This is a genomic window from Methanococcoides sp. DA23, from assembly GCF_057593895.1.
Genome location: NZ_CM172520.1, coordinates 127,833 through 147,985, shown reverse-complemented (window position 1 = coordinate 147,985; position 20,153 = coordinate 127,833). Strand labels below are relative to the sequence as shown.

General features: G+C 44.9%; 20 protein-coding genes. 10 read left to right on the top strand and 10 right to left on the bottom strand.

The features are described 5' to 3' along the window. Positions 1-73 precede the first annotated feature (73 nt). Both AC20MK_RS00680 and AC20MK_RS00675 read left to right on the top strand, forming a co-directional pair. Positions 74-361: a YunC family protein gene (locus tag AC20MK_RS00680; protein WP_487356104.1), complete on the top strand. Its 288-nt coding sequence runs from the start codon at positions 74-76 to the stop codon at positions 359-361. Between the two features lie 9 nt (positions 362-370). Further along, a complete protein-coding gene (locus AC20MK_RS00675) occupies positions 371-1,405 on the top strand; it encodes a THUMP domain-containing protein (protein WP_487356103.1) in 1,035 nt (344 codons plus the stop codon). Between the two features lie 26 nt (positions 1,406-1,431). Here AC20MK_RS00675 and AC20MK_RS00670 read toward each other — a convergent pair whose 3' ends face one another. Both AC20MK_RS00670 and truA read right to left on the bottom strand, forming a co-directional pair. Then, positions 1,432-1,995, bottom strand: coding sequence for a M48 metallopeptidase family protein (locus AC20MK_RS00670; RefSeq protein WP_487356102.1), 564 nt, complete (start codon positions 1,993-1,995; stop codon positions 1,432-1,434). Next, entirely contained in the window at positions 1,992-2,822 is an 831-nt protein-coding gene (gene truA / locus AC20MK_RS00665; RefSeq protein ID WP_487356101.1) for a tRNA pseudouridine(38-40) synthase TruA, read from the bottom strand. Before truA ends, AC20MK_RS00670 begins: the two co-directional genes overlap by 4 nt. Before the next feature lie 187 nt (positions 2,823-3,009). On the opposite strand from truA, the gene AC20MK_RS00660 reads away from it, so the two are divergent. Further along, positions 3,010-4,077: a formate--phosphoribosylaminoimidazolecarboxamide ligase gene (locus AC20MK_RS00660; RefSeq protein WP_487356100.1), complete on the top strand. Its 1,068-nt coding sequence runs from the start codon at positions 3,010-3,012 to the stop codon at positions 4,075-4,077. 135 nt (positions 4,078-4,212) lie between these two features. On the opposite strand, the gene AC20MK_RS00655 is transcribed toward AC20MK_RS00660, so the two are convergent. Together AC20MK_RS00655 and AC20MK_RS00650 are read right to left on the bottom strand one after the other, a co-directional pair. After that, positions 4,213-4,704: a hypothetical protein gene (locus tag AC20MK_RS00655; protein ID WP_487356099.1), complete on the bottom strand. Its 492-nt coding sequence runs from the start codon at positions 4,702-4,704 to the stop codon at positions 4,213-4,215. A gap of 44 nt (positions 4,705-4,748) precedes the next feature. Further along, on the bottom strand, positions 4,749-5,354 hold the full coding sequence (locus AC20MK_RS00650; RefSeq protein WP_487356098.1) for a hypothetical protein: 606 nt from the start codon (positions 5,352-5,354) through the stop codon (positions 4,749-4,751). Between the two features lie 49 nt (positions 5,355-5,403). On the opposite strand from AC20MK_RS00650, the gene AC20MK_RS00645 reads away from it, so the two are divergent. The 7 genes from AC20MK_RS00645 (at position 5,404) to AC20MK_RS00615 (ending at position 13,836) form a co-directional block, all read left to right on the top strand. After that, positions 5,404-6,690, top strand: coding sequence for an ATP-binding protein (locus tag AC20MK_RS00645; RefSeq protein ID WP_487356097.1), 1,287 nt, complete (start codon positions 5,404-5,406; stop codon positions 6,688-6,690). Further along, positions 6,690-7,631, top strand: coding sequence for an aminopeptidase (locus AC20MK_RS00640; protein ID WP_487356096.1), 942 nt, complete (start codon positions 6,690-6,692; stop codon positions 7,629-7,631). The genes AC20MK_RS00645 and AC20MK_RS00640 overlap by 1 nt, the downstream gene beginning before the upstream one ends. 122 nt (positions 7,632-7,753) lie before the next feature. Beyond that, positions 7,754-8,236: a 3-isopropylmalate dehydratase small subunit gene (locus AC20MK_RS00635; protein WP_487356095.1), complete on the top strand. Its 483-nt coding sequence runs from the start codon at positions 7,754-7,756 to the stop codon at positions 8,234-8,236. Positions 8,237-8,338: 102 nt separating this feature from the next. Continuing rightward, positions 8,339-9,466 carry an isocitrate/isopropylmalate dehydrogenase family protein gene (locus tag AC20MK_RS00630; protein WP_487356094.1) on the top strand — a complete coding sequence of 376 codons (1,128 nt, stop codon included), beginning with the start codon at positions 8,339-8,341 and terminating at the stop codon, positions 9,464-9,466. 289 nt (positions 9,467-9,755) lie between these two features. Next, a complete protein-coding gene (ppcA, locus tag AC20MK_RS00625; protein WP_487356093.1) occupies positions 9,756-11,327 on the top strand; it encodes a phosphoenolpyruvate carboxylase in 1,572 nt (523 codons plus the stop codon). A gap of 318 nt (positions 11,328-11,645) precedes the next feature. Further along, complete coding sequence (locus AC20MK_RS00620) at positions 11,646-13,001, top strand: AAA family ATPase (protein ID WP_487356092.1); 1,356 nt, start codon at positions 11,646-11,648, stop codon at positions 12,999-13,001. Next, positions 12,991-13,836, top strand: a complete 846-nt coding sequence (locus AC20MK_RS00615) for a DUF4435 domain-containing protein (protein ID WP_487356091.1) — start codon at positions 12,991-12,993, stop codon at positions 13,834-13,836. The genes AC20MK_RS00620 and AC20MK_RS00615 overlap by 11 nt, the downstream gene beginning before the upstream one ends. A 6-nt stretch (positions 13,837-13,842) precedes the next feature. On the opposite strand, the gene AC20MK_RS00610 is transcribed toward AC20MK_RS00615, so the two are convergent. From AC20MK_RS00610 to AC20MK_RS00585, 6 genes are all read right to left on the bottom strand, one after another. After that, positions 13,843-14,817 (bottom strand): DUF128 domain-containing protein, encoded by a 975-nt coding sequence (locus AC20MK_RS00610; RefSeq protein WP_487356090.1) that lies wholly within the window; start codon positions 14,815-14,817, stop codon positions 13,843-13,845. Between the two features lie 111 nt (positions 14,818-14,928). Then, on the bottom strand, positions 14,929-16,608 hold the full coding sequence (locus tag AC20MK_RS00605; protein WP_487356089.1) for an ABC1 kinase family protein: 1,680 nt from the start codon (positions 16,606-16,608) through the stop codon (positions 14,929-14,931). A 103-nt stretch (positions 16,609-16,711) separates the two neighbouring features. Next, entirely contained in the window at positions 16,712-17,011 is a 300-nt protein-coding gene (locus AC20MK_RS00600; RefSeq protein WP_487356088.1) for a phasin family protein, read from the bottom strand. Between the two features lie 106 nt (positions 17,012-17,117). Next, the gene (locus AC20MK_RS00595) at positions 17,118-18,839 is read right to left on the bottom strand and encodes an ABC transporter ATP-binding protein (RefSeq protein ID WP_487356087.1); all 1,722 of its coding nucleotides are present in this window, start codon (positions 18,837-18,839) and stop codon (positions 17,118-17,120) included. A gap of 37 nt (positions 18,840-18,876) precedes the next feature. Beyond that, complete coding sequence (locus tag AC20MK_RS00590) at positions 18,877-19,620, bottom strand: phosphoglycerol geranylgeranyltransferase (protein ID WP_487356086.1); 744 nt, start codon at positions 19,618-19,620, stop codon at positions 18,877-18,879. Positions 19,621-19,628: 8 nt separating this feature from the next. Beyond that, on the bottom strand, positions 19,629-19,778 hold the full coding sequence (locus AC20MK_RS00585) for a 50S ribosomal protein L40e (RefSeq protein WP_172362231.1): 150 nt from the start codon (positions 19,776-19,778) through the stop codon (positions 19,629-19,631). Positions 19,779-20,153 lie beyond the last annotated feature (375 nt).

Genomic DNA, 20,153 nt, shown 5'->3' with positions numbered 1-20,153 from the left:
TTCCACCATAGGCCCTTGTTAATGCGACTATCCTATCAAAACATTAATCTAAATTGAAATTGTCTTTTCAATCATGATCATAGAACAGATACCACTCGAAAATGGTACGGCCATTGGCCTTAAGTTCGACATGGGGAATGCTCCACTGCTCGTTATAAAGGCTGACAAGGGATTTGTGATGTGCGGATACCTTGACACTGAGATAGCAGAAAGGTTGGGCGACGTTGCCGCCAAGGTCAGGGGAGTTAACGAGCTTGAAGATGTACTGCATGCCGAAGTGATCGATGTCACAGGGCATGCGAAGGCACTTGGTGTTAAACCCGGCATGAAGGGACATGAAGTCCTTGAGCTGATGTTCTGAAAAGTTCTCATGTTATACGCTTTTGAACTGTCAGGGGAACACGAGGACCTGCCTCGAGCAGAGGTTCTCGCCTGCCTTGACCTTGTGGAATTAAAATATAGAGAGAGGGAATACTTTGAACACTGCCTTGTTGTGGATATTAAAGGTGAGCCACAGGAAGTATTACACAAGCTGAGGGAAGTGGCAAAAAGGATCGCTATGACACACCACATACTGAAGGTCATAGATGTCTGCCCCACAGAGATAGAAAGCATAGTCGAGGTCGCGGAAGGATGCGATGTTTCTGAACACCTCGATGAAGGACAGAAGTATGTGGTGCGGGCAAAACGGGTCAGGCACAACACGACAATCAAATGTGTTGATATCGAAAGACGTGTCGGAGGAGCCATCTACCGAAAGGGATTCAATGCAGATCTAAAGGACCCTGATGTGGAATTCCGAGCCATCCTTTCTGAAAAATGCATTTTGGGCAGTGTTATCGCTTCAGTGGACAGAAGTGCCTACGAAGCACGGGCACCGCATAAGAAGCCATTCTTTTACCCGGGGGTCTTGCGTCCACGTGTTGCACGGGCTCTTGTGAACATGGCATTGATAAAAGAGGGAGATGTTGTATTCGACCCGTTCTGCGGAACAGCGGGGATACTCGTTGAAGCAGGTCTTGTGGGAGCCACTGTGCTCGGACTGGAAGTTCGCTACAAGATAGCCGTTGGAGCAGACATGAACCTTCGACACTTCAATGCAGACCAGACCATGATGATGGGAGATGCCTGTAAAGTGCCCCTTGTGGATGAGTCGGTGGATGCTGTCATTGCTGACCCGCCGTACGGAAGGTCGGCAAGGATAGAGGGAGAATCCTTGCAGCACCTCTACGAACACTCATTTGCTGAGATGTTCAGGGTCTTGAAACCGGGAAAACTGGCCATAATCGTTTCAGAGATAGATGTCACTGAGCTTGTGGAGAAGGCAGGTTTTACCATAAAGGACAGATACTTGCAAAGGGTACACAAAAGCCTTACACGCAGGATAACGGTACTGCAAAAATAAAGGGAATTTATACCGGCTTTTCAGCATCAATTGGTCTTTTGTATCAGGTGCCAGTATGCTGAAAGCTGGCGGTCATATTCTTTCCGGTCCGCATATCTTGAATCAATGACATTCCAGAAACGGCGGCTGTGATTTAGTTCGATCAAGTGTGCCATCTCGTGGAAGACCACATATTCAATGAGAGATTCGGGCAGATGCATCAGATGCCTGTTGAGGTTCACCCTTTTCTTTGAACTGCAACTACCCCATTTGGTCTTCATTTTACGAAAGCTCACTTTTTCCGGCATTACCCCGAGTTCATCAGAGATGTTCTTGACATGAGACATCACAATTTCCCTGAAAGCTTCCTCCGACCTGTTCAGAAGTTGTTTTGAGGAAGATTCATGAAGGGTATTTGTATATTCCACATGTCGCCTGCATATCCACAACTTGTGCTTACGGAGAAGTTCTTCAGGTCTTTCGAAATTTTGAGGGACCGATAACTCCAGTTTGCCATAACTATATTTCAGTCTTGGAGCCTTCACCCCACCATAGTTCAGACTATAAGGAATATCCAGCCCATTGAGATCAATAGAATGTTTTGCACTCATAGTAGTTCATCGGAAGATCCTGAAGGGAACAGATGACTGAGTACATCTGCCATTACCCTGTAGCGAACAAGATGGTCGTGCACACGTTCACGTGCCCTTCGTATCGCATAGCCATCTTCGACCCATTCGAGAGGGATGGGATACTTCACATCCATAAGGACCAGACCATAAGCGTGCGCCGGTTCAAGCCCTTCTTCGTATGATTCCGGGTCCAGCATCTGAGAAAGCCACTCTTCATCACGGACCCCGCTACCCACCATCATCAAAGCAGCCACTATCTTGCGGACCATATTCCAGAGGAAACTGTTAGCTTCGACGTCTATGCGGGTCAGATTGCCACTGACCCTTACGTCAATACGTTCAACGATCCTGACTGTCCTCTTGACTCCTCCCCTGGAAGTACAAAAATTAGCAAAATCATGAGAACCAATAAGAAGCTTTGATGCGGAGCGGATCTTGGAAATGTCGAACTGTTCACCATACAGTATGTAACGATAACTGCGACTTAAGGCATGTCTGCGGGGGTCAAAATTATCAGGAACTATCGCATGGGCCCATGCCCAGACAGTGCCTGGTAGTTTGGAATTTATCACACGGGGCATTGCAAGGTTAGGTGCATCTGTATCGAATGCCACTACCTGTCCCATGGCATGTACACCTGCATCAGTTCTTCCTGAACTTATAAAATTAGCCGATCTTGGATCTTCTATGATCCCAAGTTCTTTCAATACTTTGAAAAGTTCGCCTTCCACGGTCGGATCATTAAGCTGGACCTGGGACCCGTGGAAATTCGACCCTATGTATGCGATTTTAAGTGCAACTCTCATGGAATCACTTATGGCACATATGGAACTTTCACTATAATATAGTTCCGATTTAAATTAGTAATTTCTATATAAATGAAGGACAATCGGAAAATACTAAAGATTTAGGATATTTCTATCCATTGTTTATTTATGCCGTAAAGTTAAATAACAGATAATACAATTTGTTGTAAATTTTTGAGGCGAAACTATGATATCAAAACAACAAATCTCTGAGATAATCAGCAAATATGATCTAAATGATCTTGCTATTGCAACTGTTTGCTCACACTCAAGCCTCCAGATATTCGATGGAGCACGAAAAGAGGGACTAAGAACAATAGGGATTTGTGTGGGCCAGCCACCACGCTTTTATGATGCATTCCCAAAAGCGAAACCTGACGAGTATATTGTCGTGGAAAGCTATTCCGACATATCAAAGATAGCGGAAGAACTTGTCAGCAAGAACGCTATTATAATACCTCACGGTTCTTTTGTTGAATATATGGGTACAAAGAGTTTCGCCGAGTTAGCCGTACCAACCTTTGGGAACAGGGCAGTACTTGAATGGGAGTCTGACAGGGACAAGGAAAGGGTATGGCTTGAAGGTGCAGGCATACACATGCCTAAGATCGTCGATCCTGAAAAGATCGAAAGCCCGGTAATGGTCAAGTACCATGGTGCAAAAGGTGGCAGGGGATTCTTTATTGCCAAGGACTATGAAGAGTTCAAGGAGTATATTGACCCTAACGAGAAGCACACCGTACAGGAATTCATTGTCGGTACACGTTATTATCTTCACTACTTCTACTCCCCAATAAGAGAAGAAGGATACAAGTTAAGCGAAGGAATACTTGAGATGCTCAGCATGGACCGCAGGGTCGAGTCGAACGCTGACGAGATATTCAGGCTCGGGTCCCCAAAGGAACTTGAAGACGCAGGCATTCACCCTACATATGTAGTTACAGGAAATGTTCCCCTTGTCGCAAGAGAATCCCTTTTGCCACGCATATTCGCACTTGGAGAGAAGGTCGTTGAGGAGTCCATAGGTCTGTTTGGCGGTATGATAGGACCATTCTGTCTGGAGACTGTGTTCACCGACAAACTTGAGATAAAGGTCTTTGAGATCTCCGCCCGTATAGTCGCAGGTACCAACATATACACATCAGGATCCCCCTACTCAGACATGATCGAGGAAAATCTTTCCACAGGAAAGAGGATAGCACAGGAGATCAAGTTGGGAGCCAAGACCGGTAAGCTGGACCTCATTTTGTCATAAGCGCCCTTGCATTTTTCATAAGCGCCATTGATACGGCTGTCAGCCAGAGATCAATGGCATATTTTATATTTTATCATTGTAACGATGAAGGGTGCATTACAAAAAATGTAGTATTGCAACCATTCGTGTACTGATTCAAAGAGGCCGATCTCTTTGTTCAGCCATCTCTGAGATCTCACCGAACAACTCTGAAGTTTCATTTATCATCTCAAGGCTCTTTTCCAGTGCTTCAAGGTCCAAGATCTGCGAGTTGGTTTCTACGAAATCCCCAAAATTGTAGGACCGTTGCAGGAAATCCCTGTATTCGGCCATTACATCCTGCAGGGAAGGAGAAACTGAAAAACTGTCCAGCTCAGAAAGAGATCTCTCTGAATCTTCTTTCAAGGCCCTGCCAGATCCTTCCATCAAAACGGTGTTTCGCTCAGAAGTCGCGTTCTTTATATTGCCATAATCCTCAAGAATGATACCGGTAGAATTAGCTGCCCATTTTAAGAACTGAAGGTCTGCCCTGGCCTGAGATATCGATTCCCCAAGCTCATCCACATCATTACCGATATCCGTACACCCACCTGCCACAATGGACAGAACTAGGCATGAAATGATCAAAAGATACTGATGGGTAACCATGTTCACAACTCCACTTATAATAAATAGCCAATATATTAATTTTTTTATATATAAGTATTTACCAATGCCTGTACAATAAGCATAGCTAACAGAGCTGAAAAAGGAACTGTTAGATTATCCAGCTTTTTTGACCTCAATTCAAGATACATCCCTGCAATCCCACCAACTATCGAGAGATACCCCACAAGCGGATAGCTGAAAATGATAGCACCAAATAGCCCTGCAAGGGTACCTTCCACTGTTTTAGAGGAACTCCCATAGCACATCTTCCCATGTACCCCGAAGATCGTTGAGAGCCCGTCTCCCAGGGTAAGCACAATTATGGATGCGTAGCAAATGCCTTCGTCCAAACGGAAGGAGAGAAGCAGGAGGACAAGGATCGAGATCAGATATAAAAAAGGTGCTACTGCAAAGCCCTCTGATTCGCTTTCACGCCAGAGGGAAGAGAAGAAGGAACATTCTTTTAATGCCGGTTTGATGAGCTCTGTAACTAAAAAAAGAATGAGAAGGGCACTTACTATCCCCAATGCAACATTCTTGCCAAAGTAGATAGCTATCAATGAAAAAAGAGACCCACCGATATGCACTGCTTTTCTTATTGGCAAATAAGAACGGACCTTTTGCACACTGCATATGAAATATTCTGACATGAGCTCACCAAAGAAAAATGATATATGTTTAGTTATTGATTAGAACTAAATGATAAAACCAAAGGATGCCATTAATGCCGGTGTTGTGAAGAAGCAATACATACTAGGCAGGAGAGATGATAACGAGGAGGGAGTTCTCAATATCGGGAGATACCTCGCCCTTGACCGTTCTTCAGGCTCCCATGTTGCCATTGATGCTCTCAAACCCCATGCCATCCTCATATGCGGAAAGCGTGGATACGGCAAATCCTATACCATGGGAACCCTGATCGAAGAGATGGCATTGCTTCCCCGGGAGATCAAGCAGAACATAGCATCCCTTGTCATTGACACCATGGGGATATTCTGGACACTTGGCAGAGGCAACGAAACCCAAAAGGAACTGCTCAAGGAGTGGGGATCAGAGCCAAGGGGATTCGATGTCAATGTGTTCGTGCCTGCGGGACATGTGGATGAATATACGAAACGGAATATTGACGTCATACCTTTTTCAGTCCCTGTTGCCCACTTGCAGGGATATGACTGGTGCGATCTTTTCAATATAGAGGAAACCTCCCCCCTTGGAGTTCTGCTCGTAAGGACCATTGAGGACATGCGGGAAACAGGAAAGGAGTTCTCCCTGGAGGATGTTGTCAGAAGTATAAATGAGGACGAGCGTTCGGAAGATATCACGAAAATGGCGGCAGAGAACTATTTCAGGACAGCTGCTTCCTGGGGGATCTTTGAGAAGAACACAAACGGTCTTTCAGAGCTTATCAAAAGCGGCTCCACTGCCATACTTGACGTGAGTTCCATAGAGAACAACATCGTGCGCTCTGCTGTTGTGGCGATCATTTCAAAGGACATCTATGCCAGACGCCTGCAGGAGAGGCGCACTTATGAGAGAATGAGCATGGGGGACGGAGAGGTCGCGCAGGAGATGCCCATGGTCTGGATGTTCATCGATGAAGCGCATCTTTTCGTGCCTTCTGAAGGGGAAACCCTTGCATCCGAGGTCCTTATAAATGAATGGGTGCGTCAGGGAAGGCAACCGGGATTGTCTATAATATTTGCAACCCAGAGACCTGCGGCCCTTCATAAGGACATAATCTCCCAGTCGGACCTTGTGATGTGCCATAGACTTACAGCAAAGGACGATATAGAGGCCCTGGAAGCCATGCGTCCGACATATATGAGAGAGAACATAGGGGATTCCATAAAGAAAATGGGAGCAGAGCGAGGGATCGCTTTTGTGGTGGATGATACTTCAGAGAGCACACATCTTGTAAAAGTGAGACCAAGATACAGCTGGCATGGCGGAAATGAGCCAAATGCATTGAACCGGAGGGATATTTAATGGAACTTAAGAAAAGCGCAGATATGGTAATTAACACCTGCATGGGTGCAAAGAAGGGTGAGACAGTCCTCATTGTCACCGATACATGCACCGATGAGATGATCTCAAAGGCACTATATGATTCCGCAGTGGATGCGGGTTGTGAGGCCATATTGCTCACAATGGAACCCAGACAACAGCACGGTGCTGAACCGCCTTCCCTTGTGGAAGAGGCCATGAAGAACGCAGATGTAGTTCTTGCCCCGGCCTCAAAGTCACTGACCCATACTCAGGCGCGTAAGAAGGCCTCTGATAATGGTACCCGGACAGCTACGATGCCAGGGATAAATCTGACCATGATGCAGGAAGGAGGGTTGAATGCAGATTATGAGGACATCGGAAAGCTTGCGGACGAACTGCTTGAGAAGCTCAAAGGATCGAAGGAGGTTCGCATCACCACTGAGAAGGGAACGGACCTTGTCCTTGATGTGGAAGGCTGTGAATGGATGGCCGACACAGGAATGTGCCATGAGAAAGGTACCACATCCAACCTTCCGGCAGGGGAGATGTACATCGCCCCGAAGGATGTGAACGGCAGGGCAGTCATCGATGGTTCCATGGGAGGGATCGGGTTACTGGACAAACCATTGATCGTGGATATAAAGAACAGGTCGGCAGTGAGCTTTGAAGGAGAAGGTGCGGAGAAGCTCGAGGCCATGGTGGAGAGCGTGGGTCCTGACGGGCGCAATATTGCAGAACTTGGCATAGGCATAAATCCTGCAGCACGCCTCATCGGAGTCATCCTCGAGGATGAGAAAGTGGGAGGGACGATACATATTGCCCTGGGAGATAATTCCACCTTTGGAGGGGATGTGAAGGTTGACCTTCACCTTGATGGCATAATCACTGGGCCAACGGTCCTTGTCGACGGGGTTGACCTGAATGTCAAACGTTTTGCTTAAGGGAACTGCACCAACTTTTTATACCGGCAGTGCTATGCCGGTAGAAAGTACTTAAATAACTAAACGTTATAATCAGAGCATAGGATATCGCATTTATATTTAGAATATCACCGGTGATCATAATGAAAGGAAGAGTTTGGAAATTCGGAGATGACGTGGATACTGATGCAGTCATCCCGGGCAGATACCTCGTGATGAACACACCAGAGGAACTTGCCCCATATACTTTTATTGGCGTACGCCCTGATTTTGCAGGGAATGTGAAGGAAAACGACATCGTTGTTGCAGGCAACAATTTTGGCTGTGGTTCTTCAAGAGAACATGCACCTATTGCCCTTAAGGGATCAAAGGTAGGTTGCGTCATCGCAAAGTCGTTCGCAAGGATCTTTTTCAGGAACGCCATCAATATTGGTGTTGCGCTTCTGGAGTGCCCTGAGACCGACAAGATCGATGATGGGGATGAGCTTACCGTCGATATTGCATCTGGCATTATTGAGAACCTTACAAAGGGTGAGAAGTACCAGGCCACACCTTTACCTGATTTTGTCCGCGGGATCGTAGATGCCGGCGGTTTAAAGGAATACACAAGGCAGATCATTGACTGATCTTCCCATTCCTTGTTTTTGATTTGATATTTTGTTGAGCTTTTTGTTGACCGACTAAAATATAAAAAAATAGATTATACATAATTAATAAGGAGGAAAAATATGGCACAATATAAAATTCCGGTCCTGCCGGGTGACGGTATCGGCCCTGAGATCATTGCTGAGGGTAAGAAGGTAATCGATGCAGCTGGAGAGAAATTTGGATTCGATGTTGACTGGATAGAGTACCCACAGGGTGCTGACCACTACCTTGAGACAGGAGAGCTTATCTCCGAAGATACTCTCAAAGAGCTTTCAGCATATGATGCGATATACCTTGGTTCCATAGGGGACGACAGGATCGAACCTGGCGTGCTTGAGAAAGGTATCCTGCTCGCTGCAAGGTTCTACTTCGACCAGTACATCAACCTGCGCCCTATCAAGCTTCTTGAAGGCGTCTGGTGCCCGCTCAAGGACAAGACCCCAGCAGACATCGACTTCACTGTCGTAAGGGAAAACACCGAGGATTTCTACATCGGTATTGGCGGACGTGCAAAGACCGGAGCTAGCAAGGACCTGCTCGAGGTCTCAAGGACACTGTACTCTGCAAAGTTCGGACTCGACATTGAGACCGACAGCGAAGAGATCGCATACCAGATAGGCATGATCTCAAAGGAAGGTACCCAGAGGGTCATTGACTACTCCTTCGACCTTGCTGAGAAGAGCGACAAGCACGTTTCATCCGTTGACAAGGCGAACGTCCTTTCAGACATCTACGGATTCTGGAGAGAGGAGTTCAACACCATCGCAGCTAAGCACCCTGATGTCAAGACAGACTTCAACTATGTCGATGCTATCACAATGTGGTTCGTCAAGAACCCTGAGTGGTTCGATATCGTGGTCACACCTAACATGTTCGGCGACATCATCACTGACCTTGGCGCAATGGTACAGGGCGGTCTCGGACTCGCACCTGGAGGGAACATCAACCCTAACGGGACCAGCATGTTCGAGCCTATACACGGTTCAGCACCAAAGTACAAGGGACAGAACAAGGTCAATCCTATCGCAACCATCTGGGCAGGTTCAATGCTCATTGAGCAGCTCGGTGAGAAGGAAGCAGCAGATGCCATCGTCTCCGCCATCGAGAAGAACATTCTCGAAGCAAAGGTCCAGACCTACGACATGGGCGGCTCAAACACTACCACCGATGTTGGTAGCGATATCGCAAGGATCCTACTCGAGATGTAAATTAACATCTCACTTTTTCATTTTTGCCTTCACGTCAGATTTGGCGTGGAGGACCTTTTATTTCTTTCAAATATTCGCCGACTAGAGCAATTTCAAACTGGGACCAGCATCAGTTATAAGTTACTAAATTAGACCGAAATCTGCTGAGATCCATCAAACTGAATTTTTATTCGTTATCTTTTTTCATTATCAATTTTGTACATTAGCAACAGGAATGCTTAAATTCGATGTTAACCATTCCCCAGATGTTGGTTAACAATCGACTTTGAATATAATAGGTGACCTGAAAATGAAAAGAAGTGATATGTTCCCTAAGATAATGTGCACCCAGCATCCTGATTCGGTATCAAGATACATACCGATCCAGGAAGAAGTGGATGAAGCTGTCGAAGCTGCGGTAAAATATGAATGTGACGAGTATATGCCGGATTATGAAGGAAAGGCAACTCCATACCATCAAAATGTACAAATCGTTTCAAAATTTTTAGAAGAGACCGACATAGTCCCAGGAGAACATTTTCACATCACCCCACGAGTGCCCAGTGCATCCCAGGAAAACAGCTTTCGCCAGATCATGGTCATGATGTCAATTGCAGAAGCAAACTATAATTCCCACGAGTTCTCGAACACACAGGCCATAACCGAATTGATACATCCAATGACAACTGCAACAGAGGAGATCATTGAATGCCAGAAACACATGGTTGAAGTAGGCGAACTTGCGAAAAAGGAATTCCATTTCGAGATGGAAACTCCTCTTGTGATCCCACTCATCGAGGATGTGCAGGGCTTGCTCAATGCAGAAAAAACCGTGGAGAACACCATAAGTTCGACAGAGAAACTACTCGACCGGGACCTGGACAGATACAGGGTATTTATGGGAAAATCCGATTCGGCCCTTTCTTTTGGTCATGTAGCAAGTGCGCTTTCATGCAAATATGCGATAAACGATCTTTGTGAGCTTGAGAAGAATATTGATACGAACATAGGGATCATATTTGGAGCCGGCACACTTCCATTCAGAGGACACCTGAGCCAGCAAAATGCAACCAACTTCTTTGAGGAATATAAAGGGATCAGTACGATAACCTTGCAATCTGCAATAAGACACAATCATTCCGAAAATGAATCAAGGAACCTGATCAAATATGCCAAGAAGAAACTGTCGGGTTCACCAGCAAGATATGACCAAAATGACAAGACCGATCTGGTCAATATGGTCGCCACCCTTGGTTCAAGATATAATCAGATAATACAGCACATAGCCCCAACAATAAGCCAAATCTCTACCCTGCTGCCACAACAAAGGGATAGGTTGATGCATGGAGGCAGTAACGGATACTCAAGAGAAGTTGCGGAAATAAGTGGCATAACCTCCCTTTGCCGTAAGGATATTGCAGAAAGTCTAGAGAAGAGCATCCCTTCAAAAAACCTTAATTTCCCAAGGGCAATTAAATTTACAGGGGCACTTTATTCGATTGGATTACCACCTGAAGTGATCGGATTGGGAAATGCCTTAGAAGACATTCAAAAAACAATTGGTGAAGATGCATTTGAAAATTTGATCAGTAAATATTACCCATCAATGGAATCGGATATTAACTTTGTTTTCGGATATCTGGACCTAGGATCTGCAAATCGGTTCTTGCCTGCATTTGCCCAAAGGTCCCTGCAAAAAGATATAGATGTACTGAAAGATCTATTTAATGTGAGTGACCATTGTGAACCATCCTACAAGAAACTTCTAGAGATAATACAGCCGGAACTCATAAAAACCGATGAAGATATAGATGAAAATGTATCTCATATCATAGGGTCAACCCTGCTTCAGATGGCAAAAATGAGAAGAACACTTGGATAAGCTCAACGATCTTTAACACTAACAAAAACTATGTCGCTAACGCCCCTGCACCCCCTCGTCTGGGGAACAATAACATTCATCATGGGAATCCCTATAGCCTATTTCATGAGTGAAGAAGCCCAATGGAGATCCGCGATAAAAAGAGCGTTTTTGATAGCACTTGGATTTACCATTGGTGCAACCATTGGCTATTTTTATCCGTGACCAATTTATCACCCATTAAAGCAAACTATATACAACAAAAACAAGATATTATAAATAATCGGGACTAATGTTGTAGTAGCATATTCGTTTTCAGAGATACTTTGGGGAGCTTTCATGAAAATAAAGAGGATCGTTGTTAAGAACCTATTTGGAACGTTCGACCATGATGTTCCGTTGAACACAGAAGAGCATATCACCATTCTTCACGGACCGAACGGTATTGGTAAGACGGTCCTACTTCAGATATTGAACTCACTGTTCCGTTCTAACTATTATGAGCTTTACCGCATTCCATTTAGCAGGCTCGAGATCGAGTTCAGTGATAAGAGCAGGCTTTTAGTAAGGAAGAAACTGCATCTGGATGAACTTGGGCCCATCAAAGCTGAGAACAGCAGTTACCGTGAACTGGCATTCGAATGGCTTAAGCCCACACATAAAAAGGTCCGTTACACGGTCAAACCTATTGATATCGAAGAGGTTTTCTCGACACCCAAGGTCGAGCACATGATACCTGAGCTTGAGAAGATAGATGATAACACCTGGGTGCATTTCACCACGCAGGAGAAGCTCACATCAGAGGAGGTCATGAACCTTTTCAGTGACAAGCTCCCACAAAAGAGAAAGGATGAACCTGCGTGGCTCAGGGAAGTGCTGGCTTCCATCAACATATGTTTCATTAAGACACAACGTCTGCTAAGTATTTCTTTCTCCCAATCCGTAGAGACAGAAAGAAGGACCTCCGTCATACCTTCCGTTATAAGTTATTCCGATGAACTTGCAGATTCCATGCAGAAGAAACTTGCAGAATATGCAGCCCTTTCGCAATCCCTTGACCGCACATTCCCTTCGAGGCTACTAAAAGCGGAAAGTAAACATTTGGATACATCCATAGAAGAACTAAAGGTCGAACTTACCGAACTGGAAGATAAAAGAAAACAGCTCATAGATGCCGGATTCATAGAGTCGGAAGGTGGTCTTGACATAGAAGAGATCACAAATATCGATGAGAGCAACAGGAATTTCCTCCAGCTTTACATAGAGGATGTCAAACAAAAGCTCAGCGTATTCAATGACCTTACTCAAAGGATAGACCTTTTGATAAAAATAATCAATTGCAGATTCCTTTACAAGAAGCTCTCGGTCAGTAAAAAGAACGGGTTTGTTTTTACAACGGCAGAAAATATGCCCCTTTCGCCGACCAAGCTCTCATCCGGAGAACAGCAGGAACTTGTACTGTTCTACGAGCTGTTGTTCCATGTGGACCCTGAGGCTTTGATACTTATTGATGAACCCGAGATATCACTCCATGTCCTATGGCAACAACAGTTCCTGAGAGACTTACAGGCAATAACCCAGCTCGCAGGTTTTGATGTCCTGATAGCCACACATTCGCCACAGATAATCCATGACCGCTGGGACCTTACCGTTGAGCTTAGAGGACGCGATAATGAAGAGATACTTGACAGCTGACGATATAGCGAACAACGTTCGAATGATGCGAACCCAGTTCAGGGGAAGTGTCTTAATAATCGAAGGCAGTACCGACATGAGGCTCTACCAGCGCTTTGTGGATGATAAAAGATGTAAGGTCCTCCCCGCAAATGGAAAAGAAAATGCCATCAAGGTCATACAGGTCCTTAAACGTTCAAAGATAGAAGGAGTTCTGACCATCGTAGATGCAGATTTCTGGTGGGTTGACGGAATAAGGAACAAGAATGCTAATGTGCTTGTCACCGACACCCACGACCTTGAGATGATGCTTATTGCATCAGAAGCACTTGATAATCTTCTAGAAGAATTCACATCACCGTACAAGGTCGAAGCGCTTCGTATGCCCATAAGACAACTCTTGCTCTATACAGCAATGCCATTGGGGCTTTTCAGATGGCTTTCGTCCTCTTCCAAAGATAAACTGTCCCTTAGGTTCAAGGATATCGATTTTGATAATTTCATGGAAGTACAGCCACTATCGATAAACATCAAACGTCTCATACGGGAGGTAAAGGTCAACTCACAGGGACATTCCATTAACGAGAGAACCATACGCAAAAAGCTTATGAAGATGCTTGATGAGGATCACGACCCCTGGCAGATATGTTCCGGCCACGATGTTGTAGAGATACTGGCATTCGGACTCCGGGAGATCTTTGGCAATTTGGATGCACGCCATGCCAATGAAGGCATAATAGACAGAACCCTGCGGCTTGCCTATGATATAACAATGTTCAAGAAGACCGAACTATATAGTTCGATATTGAATTGGGAAGAAGAGAACGTACCTTACATCGTCCTCACTGAAGCTTGACCAATATCAGAGCTTTGACATCTCCTTATAGTCCAGCACTTTTGAGACAGGACTTGTTGAGACCGGGATACCTGCTTCCTCTACAGCAGAGATCATGTTCACGCCAACGCCCACAAGAATACCGGATAAACCCTCTTCCACCGGAGCACCACATAGATCATAAGCTGAAGAGCCAATGTTCATTATATTGCCTATTCCGGAAGCCTCAAGCTGATGCAAGACATCCGTTGCTTTTTCAACTGCGGAAGATGGAATTGTGCGTATGTTGGCAAGGATGCGACCGTTACCCGTATCAAGCACGTCCAGAACTGAAGTTGCATGCCTTATCATGAATATCTTTACAGGATCAATGGAAGTACCGGAGTATGAGATCAGGTCCCTGAACTGTAAAGGGTCGTTGTGCTCCATTTCCAATATGCCCCCATATGCAGGTTTTACAGGGATACCGTTTCTGAGAAGTACACCGTCATATGTAATGCTGCAAACCGTCGCTATGCCCACACTGCCTTCAGGCACATATACCCCGGAATCCGAATCCTCTTCGAATATCTTGATGTTAGGACTTATGCACATGCCACCCGATGCAGCATATTTCATGACATCGAGAGCATTATCGAAGTCGTCCTTGTCCAGAGTGGAAAGGTTGACTATCACATTGCCTTCTTTGGAGATGGGATCATAATCGGTCTTATAGATGAGCTCTTCGATCCTTGTGATAACAAAGCCCAGACGGTCACCTATAAGGGCGTCATCGAGTTCCTTCCTGCCGGAAGGGGTGATGGTACGCCCGTTGTAACCGTGTTTTTCAGTAAAGCCCCTTTCATCAAGTATCCTTAAATGATAGCGTACGGCACGTTCGCCTAGATTGTAACCACGGCTTTGAAGCTCATCGGCAATGTTCCTTGCACCTATGGGTTTATCGCTCTCGCTAATAACACGCATGATCTCAATTAATTTACGCTCAATCTGTGGATCGGTCATTTATAGGCACCTGATGTGGATTATAGGTCACAGCAATATCTATTGACATTGCTAATTTAATAAAAGCAACGGGTATATACCGGACATCAACTTAAAATTAACCATTGCCGGTTATATCTTTCCTGTTTTTAGTATATAAACCATAAGCCATATGCCCATGAAAGCGGCCACTGAAAATCCCATTAAGCCAAAAAAAGGAACACCCCAAATATATGGTTCCATCCCTGTCTGAATGATAAGGGAGGAACCGACAATAATGGCAGATATAATGAAACTGAATGCAAGGCGGTTGCTCGAGGAACTTATTTCCGCAACTATACGGTCCATCTCATGAGGATCGAATTTGAGATTGAGATATCCTTTTTCTGCTGTTGCAAGTATATGAGATATCTGTAATGGCGCTTTATGCAACATCCTTGCCGTCTGCCAGAGATCACTGTAAAGCAATTCTGCCATCTGCTTTGGTTTTAGACGATTGCGCATGATCCCCTTCGCATAAGGTTCAGCAACAACGGTCACATTGAAATCAGGCACCATCTGTAATGCGAACCCGCTGACCGTCATCACACCTTTAAAGAGCAATGCGATATTTGGAGGGATGCGGATCCTGAATTTTCGCAGCAGGGTCATCATTTCAGCGATCATTTCAGGAGTGTCAAGTTGTTTTAAGGACCTTCCATAATATTTGCTCAGGATGTAACCATATTCTATTTTAAAGGAATGGACGTCCAGTTCATCAGGAACCATTCCAAAGTCCCTCATCACTTCAAGATATTGTGTGACATCCTCCCTGGTGATGGCAAGAAGAGCATCCACAAGGAGGTTCTTCATCTCATTGGATATGCTGCCCACCATTCCAAAATCAAGAAGACATATACGCCCATCTTCCAGTATCAGAACATTCCCGGAATGCATGTCCGCATGGAAGAAGCCATCCTCGAATATCTGTTTCATGAAAGCCTTGGTTCCGTTCTCCGCTATCTTGTAACGGTCCAGACCCATTTCTTCGAGGGTGTTGAAATTATTACATTTGACGCCATCGATATACTCCATTGTAATTACACGTCGAGTACTGTATTCCATATACACATTTGGAATTACAATGTCAGGATCATTCTCGAAATTCCTGCGGAAACGTTCAATATTCCGGGCTTCCTGCGTGTAGTCCATCTCGGCATGTATGGAGTGATAGACCTCGTTCACAACATCCACAGGACTGTATAGTTTTGCTTCCTCAACATGCTCTTCTGCAAAACCTGCCATGCTGTAAAGGATATCAAGGTCAGACCTTATGACCTTACGGATACCCGGTCTTTGGACCTTGACAACTACCTCAGTTCCGTCAAGAAGTTTAGCACGATGGACCTGGCCGATGGAAGCCGCAGCAATAGAATTACTGTCAAATGAAAGAAAAATGTCCTCTATCTTTTCCCCAAATTCTTCTTCGACTACCCTTTCCACCTCATCAAAACTAAAAGGTGGCACTTCGTTCTGGAGCTTAGCAAATTCCTCAGCATACTCCTTGGGAATAAGGTCCTGGCGCATGCTCATGAGCTGACCGAATTTCACATAGGTAGGACCAAGTTCTTCCAATACCTGTCGTACCCTTTCAGGCCCGGAACAAGGACGAGGAGAGGGACCAAAGTGACCTTTGAATCTGGATCTGAAAGAACCAAGTGGCCTGATGCCCATCTGGTCTACAAAATAACCGAACCCATACTTTATCAGAGTATCAATGATGATCCCATAGCGTTTTACCATGGAATACTTGCGTAGCAGTTTGGTGGACATTCGCGATCCGGCCTGTGATCAAAATCTATACGGTAACCTACTGTGAAGTTGCACTGTATAAAAAAGTGATTAAATGATTGAAGACGAATTTATTCGTCTTTCATCACATCTTCTTTATCAGAGTTTCAAGATCTTCGATCTTCTTATGGAGGGCTTCGATCTCTTCTTTTGTAGCAAGATCGGCCTTGCCAAAGACGTCCTGCACTTTATCAGAAACTGCCTCTTCGAAGTCCTTCTGCTGTTGTTTTTGCTTTTCGATCAGATCCTCTACGAACTTCTTACCTTCTTCCTTGTTAAACTCCCCCTCCTCAACAAGGTTCTTTACGAGCTCGTCGACCTTCTCTTGAGTAATGGCATACATCCCTAAGCCAAAAAGTCCCAATTTCTTTATGCTATCGATCATCAAATTACAACCTCCCATATAGAGTTTAACTTTTTTATGATATATAGTTTGTTAAAAAACAAAAAGAGAGAAAAGAAGAAGAGATGCTCAAAGCAATAAAGGAGCATTATTGTTCTGCAAGACCTTCAAGTGTGTTCTCAAGGTAGGTTGCACCACACATCTCAATGAACTTTCCGCAAACATCCCTCGCATCGCCATCCATAATGATCGAGCCATTTTCAAAAAGCACTGCACGGTGTGCCACTTCCTTGACAAAGTCCATGTGATGACTGACAAGTACGATGGTAGTTCCAAAACGTGCGTTTATTCTTTTCAGGGAGTTTGTCACATCCCTTAATGTCACAGGATCAAGGTCCCCGAAAGGCTCATCGAGCATGAGGAACTCAGGTTCTGTTGCAAGGGCAAGGGCAATATAAGCCCTTACATGTTCACCACCACTTATCTGGTAGGTGGTCTTGTCAAGAATGTCCAGTGGAAGGTCAAGGGCTTCAAATACCGGAACTGCATATTTGTCAACATCGGTATTTGGTATAACAGGGAACAGTTTGGAATAAACATCCATTGAAAGACGCATACTGTTCAATGTGTTCGTTCTTTCGACCTCACCCATGTCCGGAAGGATGTAGATCTTATCAAGCATCTCATCGGAGATACCCAGCTCTTGTGCCTTCTGATGTGCAAATTCAAGTGCACCATGCATCTTCATGCTCAGCCTGAACCCTATCTGCTGGCGTACTGTGGAATGCGGAGAAAGTGAGAATTCCTGATGCATTATGCTGATCTTCCTCCAAAGTTCCAGGCGCTGTCTGGTATAACTGGATATGTTAACCCATGCATCTTCATTCAAGTAGGAAACTGAGCCTTCCTTTGGCTCTTTCAGCCCTTCCATTATTTTCAAAAATGTGGTCTTGCCTGCACCGGAAGAACCTATGAAACTTACGATCTCGCCTTTATTTATCGCAAGGGATTGGTCTTTTATATTGAGGACCTCACCGACACGCATCAGGACCAGTCTTTTAGAGATGTTCTCTGCCCTTATGCAGGGACTCTTTTCAGGCAGTTCTGAGAGCTTTTCCTTTGGTTTAAGGTCCTTTAAGAAGTTCTTAAGTACAGAACCCGGTTTACCGTCATCAACGACCTTGCCATCTTCGATGTATATGACCCGGTCTGCAAGATAAGCATGTACTTCCGGAAGATGTGAAACTACTATTATAGGAATGTTCAGCCTGTCCTTAAGCTTAAGAATAACATCCATGATCTCCTGCTTGGTATCCGGTCCTGTCATGGTGACAGGTTCATCCAGTAACAGAAGACGAGGCTGTGCTGCAAGCTGACGGGCAATTATCAAACGCTGTTTTTCACCGCCGCTTAGCAGACTTGATGAATGGAGGGCCTTATGGTCAAGGCCTACCAGCCTTAAGTATGCCATCGCTTTCTCATACAGTTCATCGTAAAAAGTTGCATCCGGTTCAGGCATGCCTTCATGGCCTGCATATTCAATATTAAGCCTGCGGATTATATTCTCAATGGCAGGGCCTGCCCATAATCCAAAATTGCGCTGAAAATGAATAGCTGTACTTTTTCCGAGTAATTTTTTCCCTTCTGCGCCCGAAAGTTCAGTTATTACAGAACCATCAATTTCAATGCTGCCACTATCGAATGGTTCGGCCCCTCTCAATATCTTGAGGAGAGTGGTCTTTCCACTGCCGCTCTTTCCTGTTATGCCAAGGATCTCGCCATCTGCCACATCAAAACTTATTCCATTGAGGATGCAGAGTTCATTTTCGCCAACTTCATAATTCTTTACAATATCAGAAACTCTGAGCATAAGTGAAAACTCCGTTAGAATTCAGGAGATCATTAGATCATTTCTTGATAGCAGAAACAATTTCTTCTATCTTTTTCTTGACATCGTCTGTCTCTTCGACAATTGTACCGGTCACGATCATGTCGGCACCTGCATCAGCACATATCTTTGCGGTTTTACCGTCACGGATACCGCCGCCAACGATAAGTTTGTTGTCACCAAGAACGTGTTTTACCGTACCTATGGTTTCAGGAGTGATCGGGCGGTCTGCACCTGAACCCGCTTCAAGATAAGTATAATGCATACCCATGTATTTGCCTGCAAGAGAATAAGCAGCTGCAAGCTCGGGTTTGTTGCGTGGAATGAGTTTTGCATCGCCCACCCAGCCAACGGTACCACCGGGCTCGGATATTATGTAGGCCATGGAAATAGGCTCTATTCCGGATTTATAGACAATAGGGGCGCCCATAACCTGATTCGTAATGATATAATTGATATCACGTGAATTAAGAAGGCTCATAAAAAAGATAGCATCGGCATGAGTGCTCACGCCGCCGGCATTACCCGGAAAAAGAATAGTAGGAACATCTACCTGTTCCTTAATTTTGATCAGGGTCTGATCCAATGCCACGCCACCGGCTCCTGTGGAGCCGCCGATCAGTATGGCATCTGTACCTCCAGCTACAGCCGCTTTTGCAATCTCTGCTGCAGCTTCCGGAGATTGTGATGCCGGATCGATAAGCGTTAAGTGAACTGTACCTTCGCGCTCTGCGATATCGTTGAGGTACTCTTCCACTTGCATTGTTAGGATCAGCCTCTTCTGACTTCCTTGTTCTTCACACGTAGATTTGTGTAACCGCACTTTCTGCATCTTGTTGCCCTAACAGCATTGCGGGCACTGCATTTCATACAGATCTTCTTATTGAGGATCCTTTCTTCTGCTTCTGGGAATCTTGCCATGTTCTCACCTTGATTAATATTATTGAATACGTATGATAATATGTTAGTTAGAATCCGATATAAATCAATATACCGGCTGGCTACATACATTTCAAAACATATAACTGTTTTGGGATAGACAAAGCACAGCAACAAAATAAATTATATAAGATCTCAACTAAATGCAACAAATAATAAAGAACAAAAAAAGAGATGAATGGCAGCGACCAGACTCCGGCAGACCGGAGTGAAAGCAACTTCCCCAATAGACGACTCCCCAAAGTCACTCTGAAAGCGATTGCGGTGATACCTTGTATGGTTATGGGATCTTACACCCAATACGCACATCACCTCTGATCTACTGCCCCACCATATCACTAATGATATGGTAATATT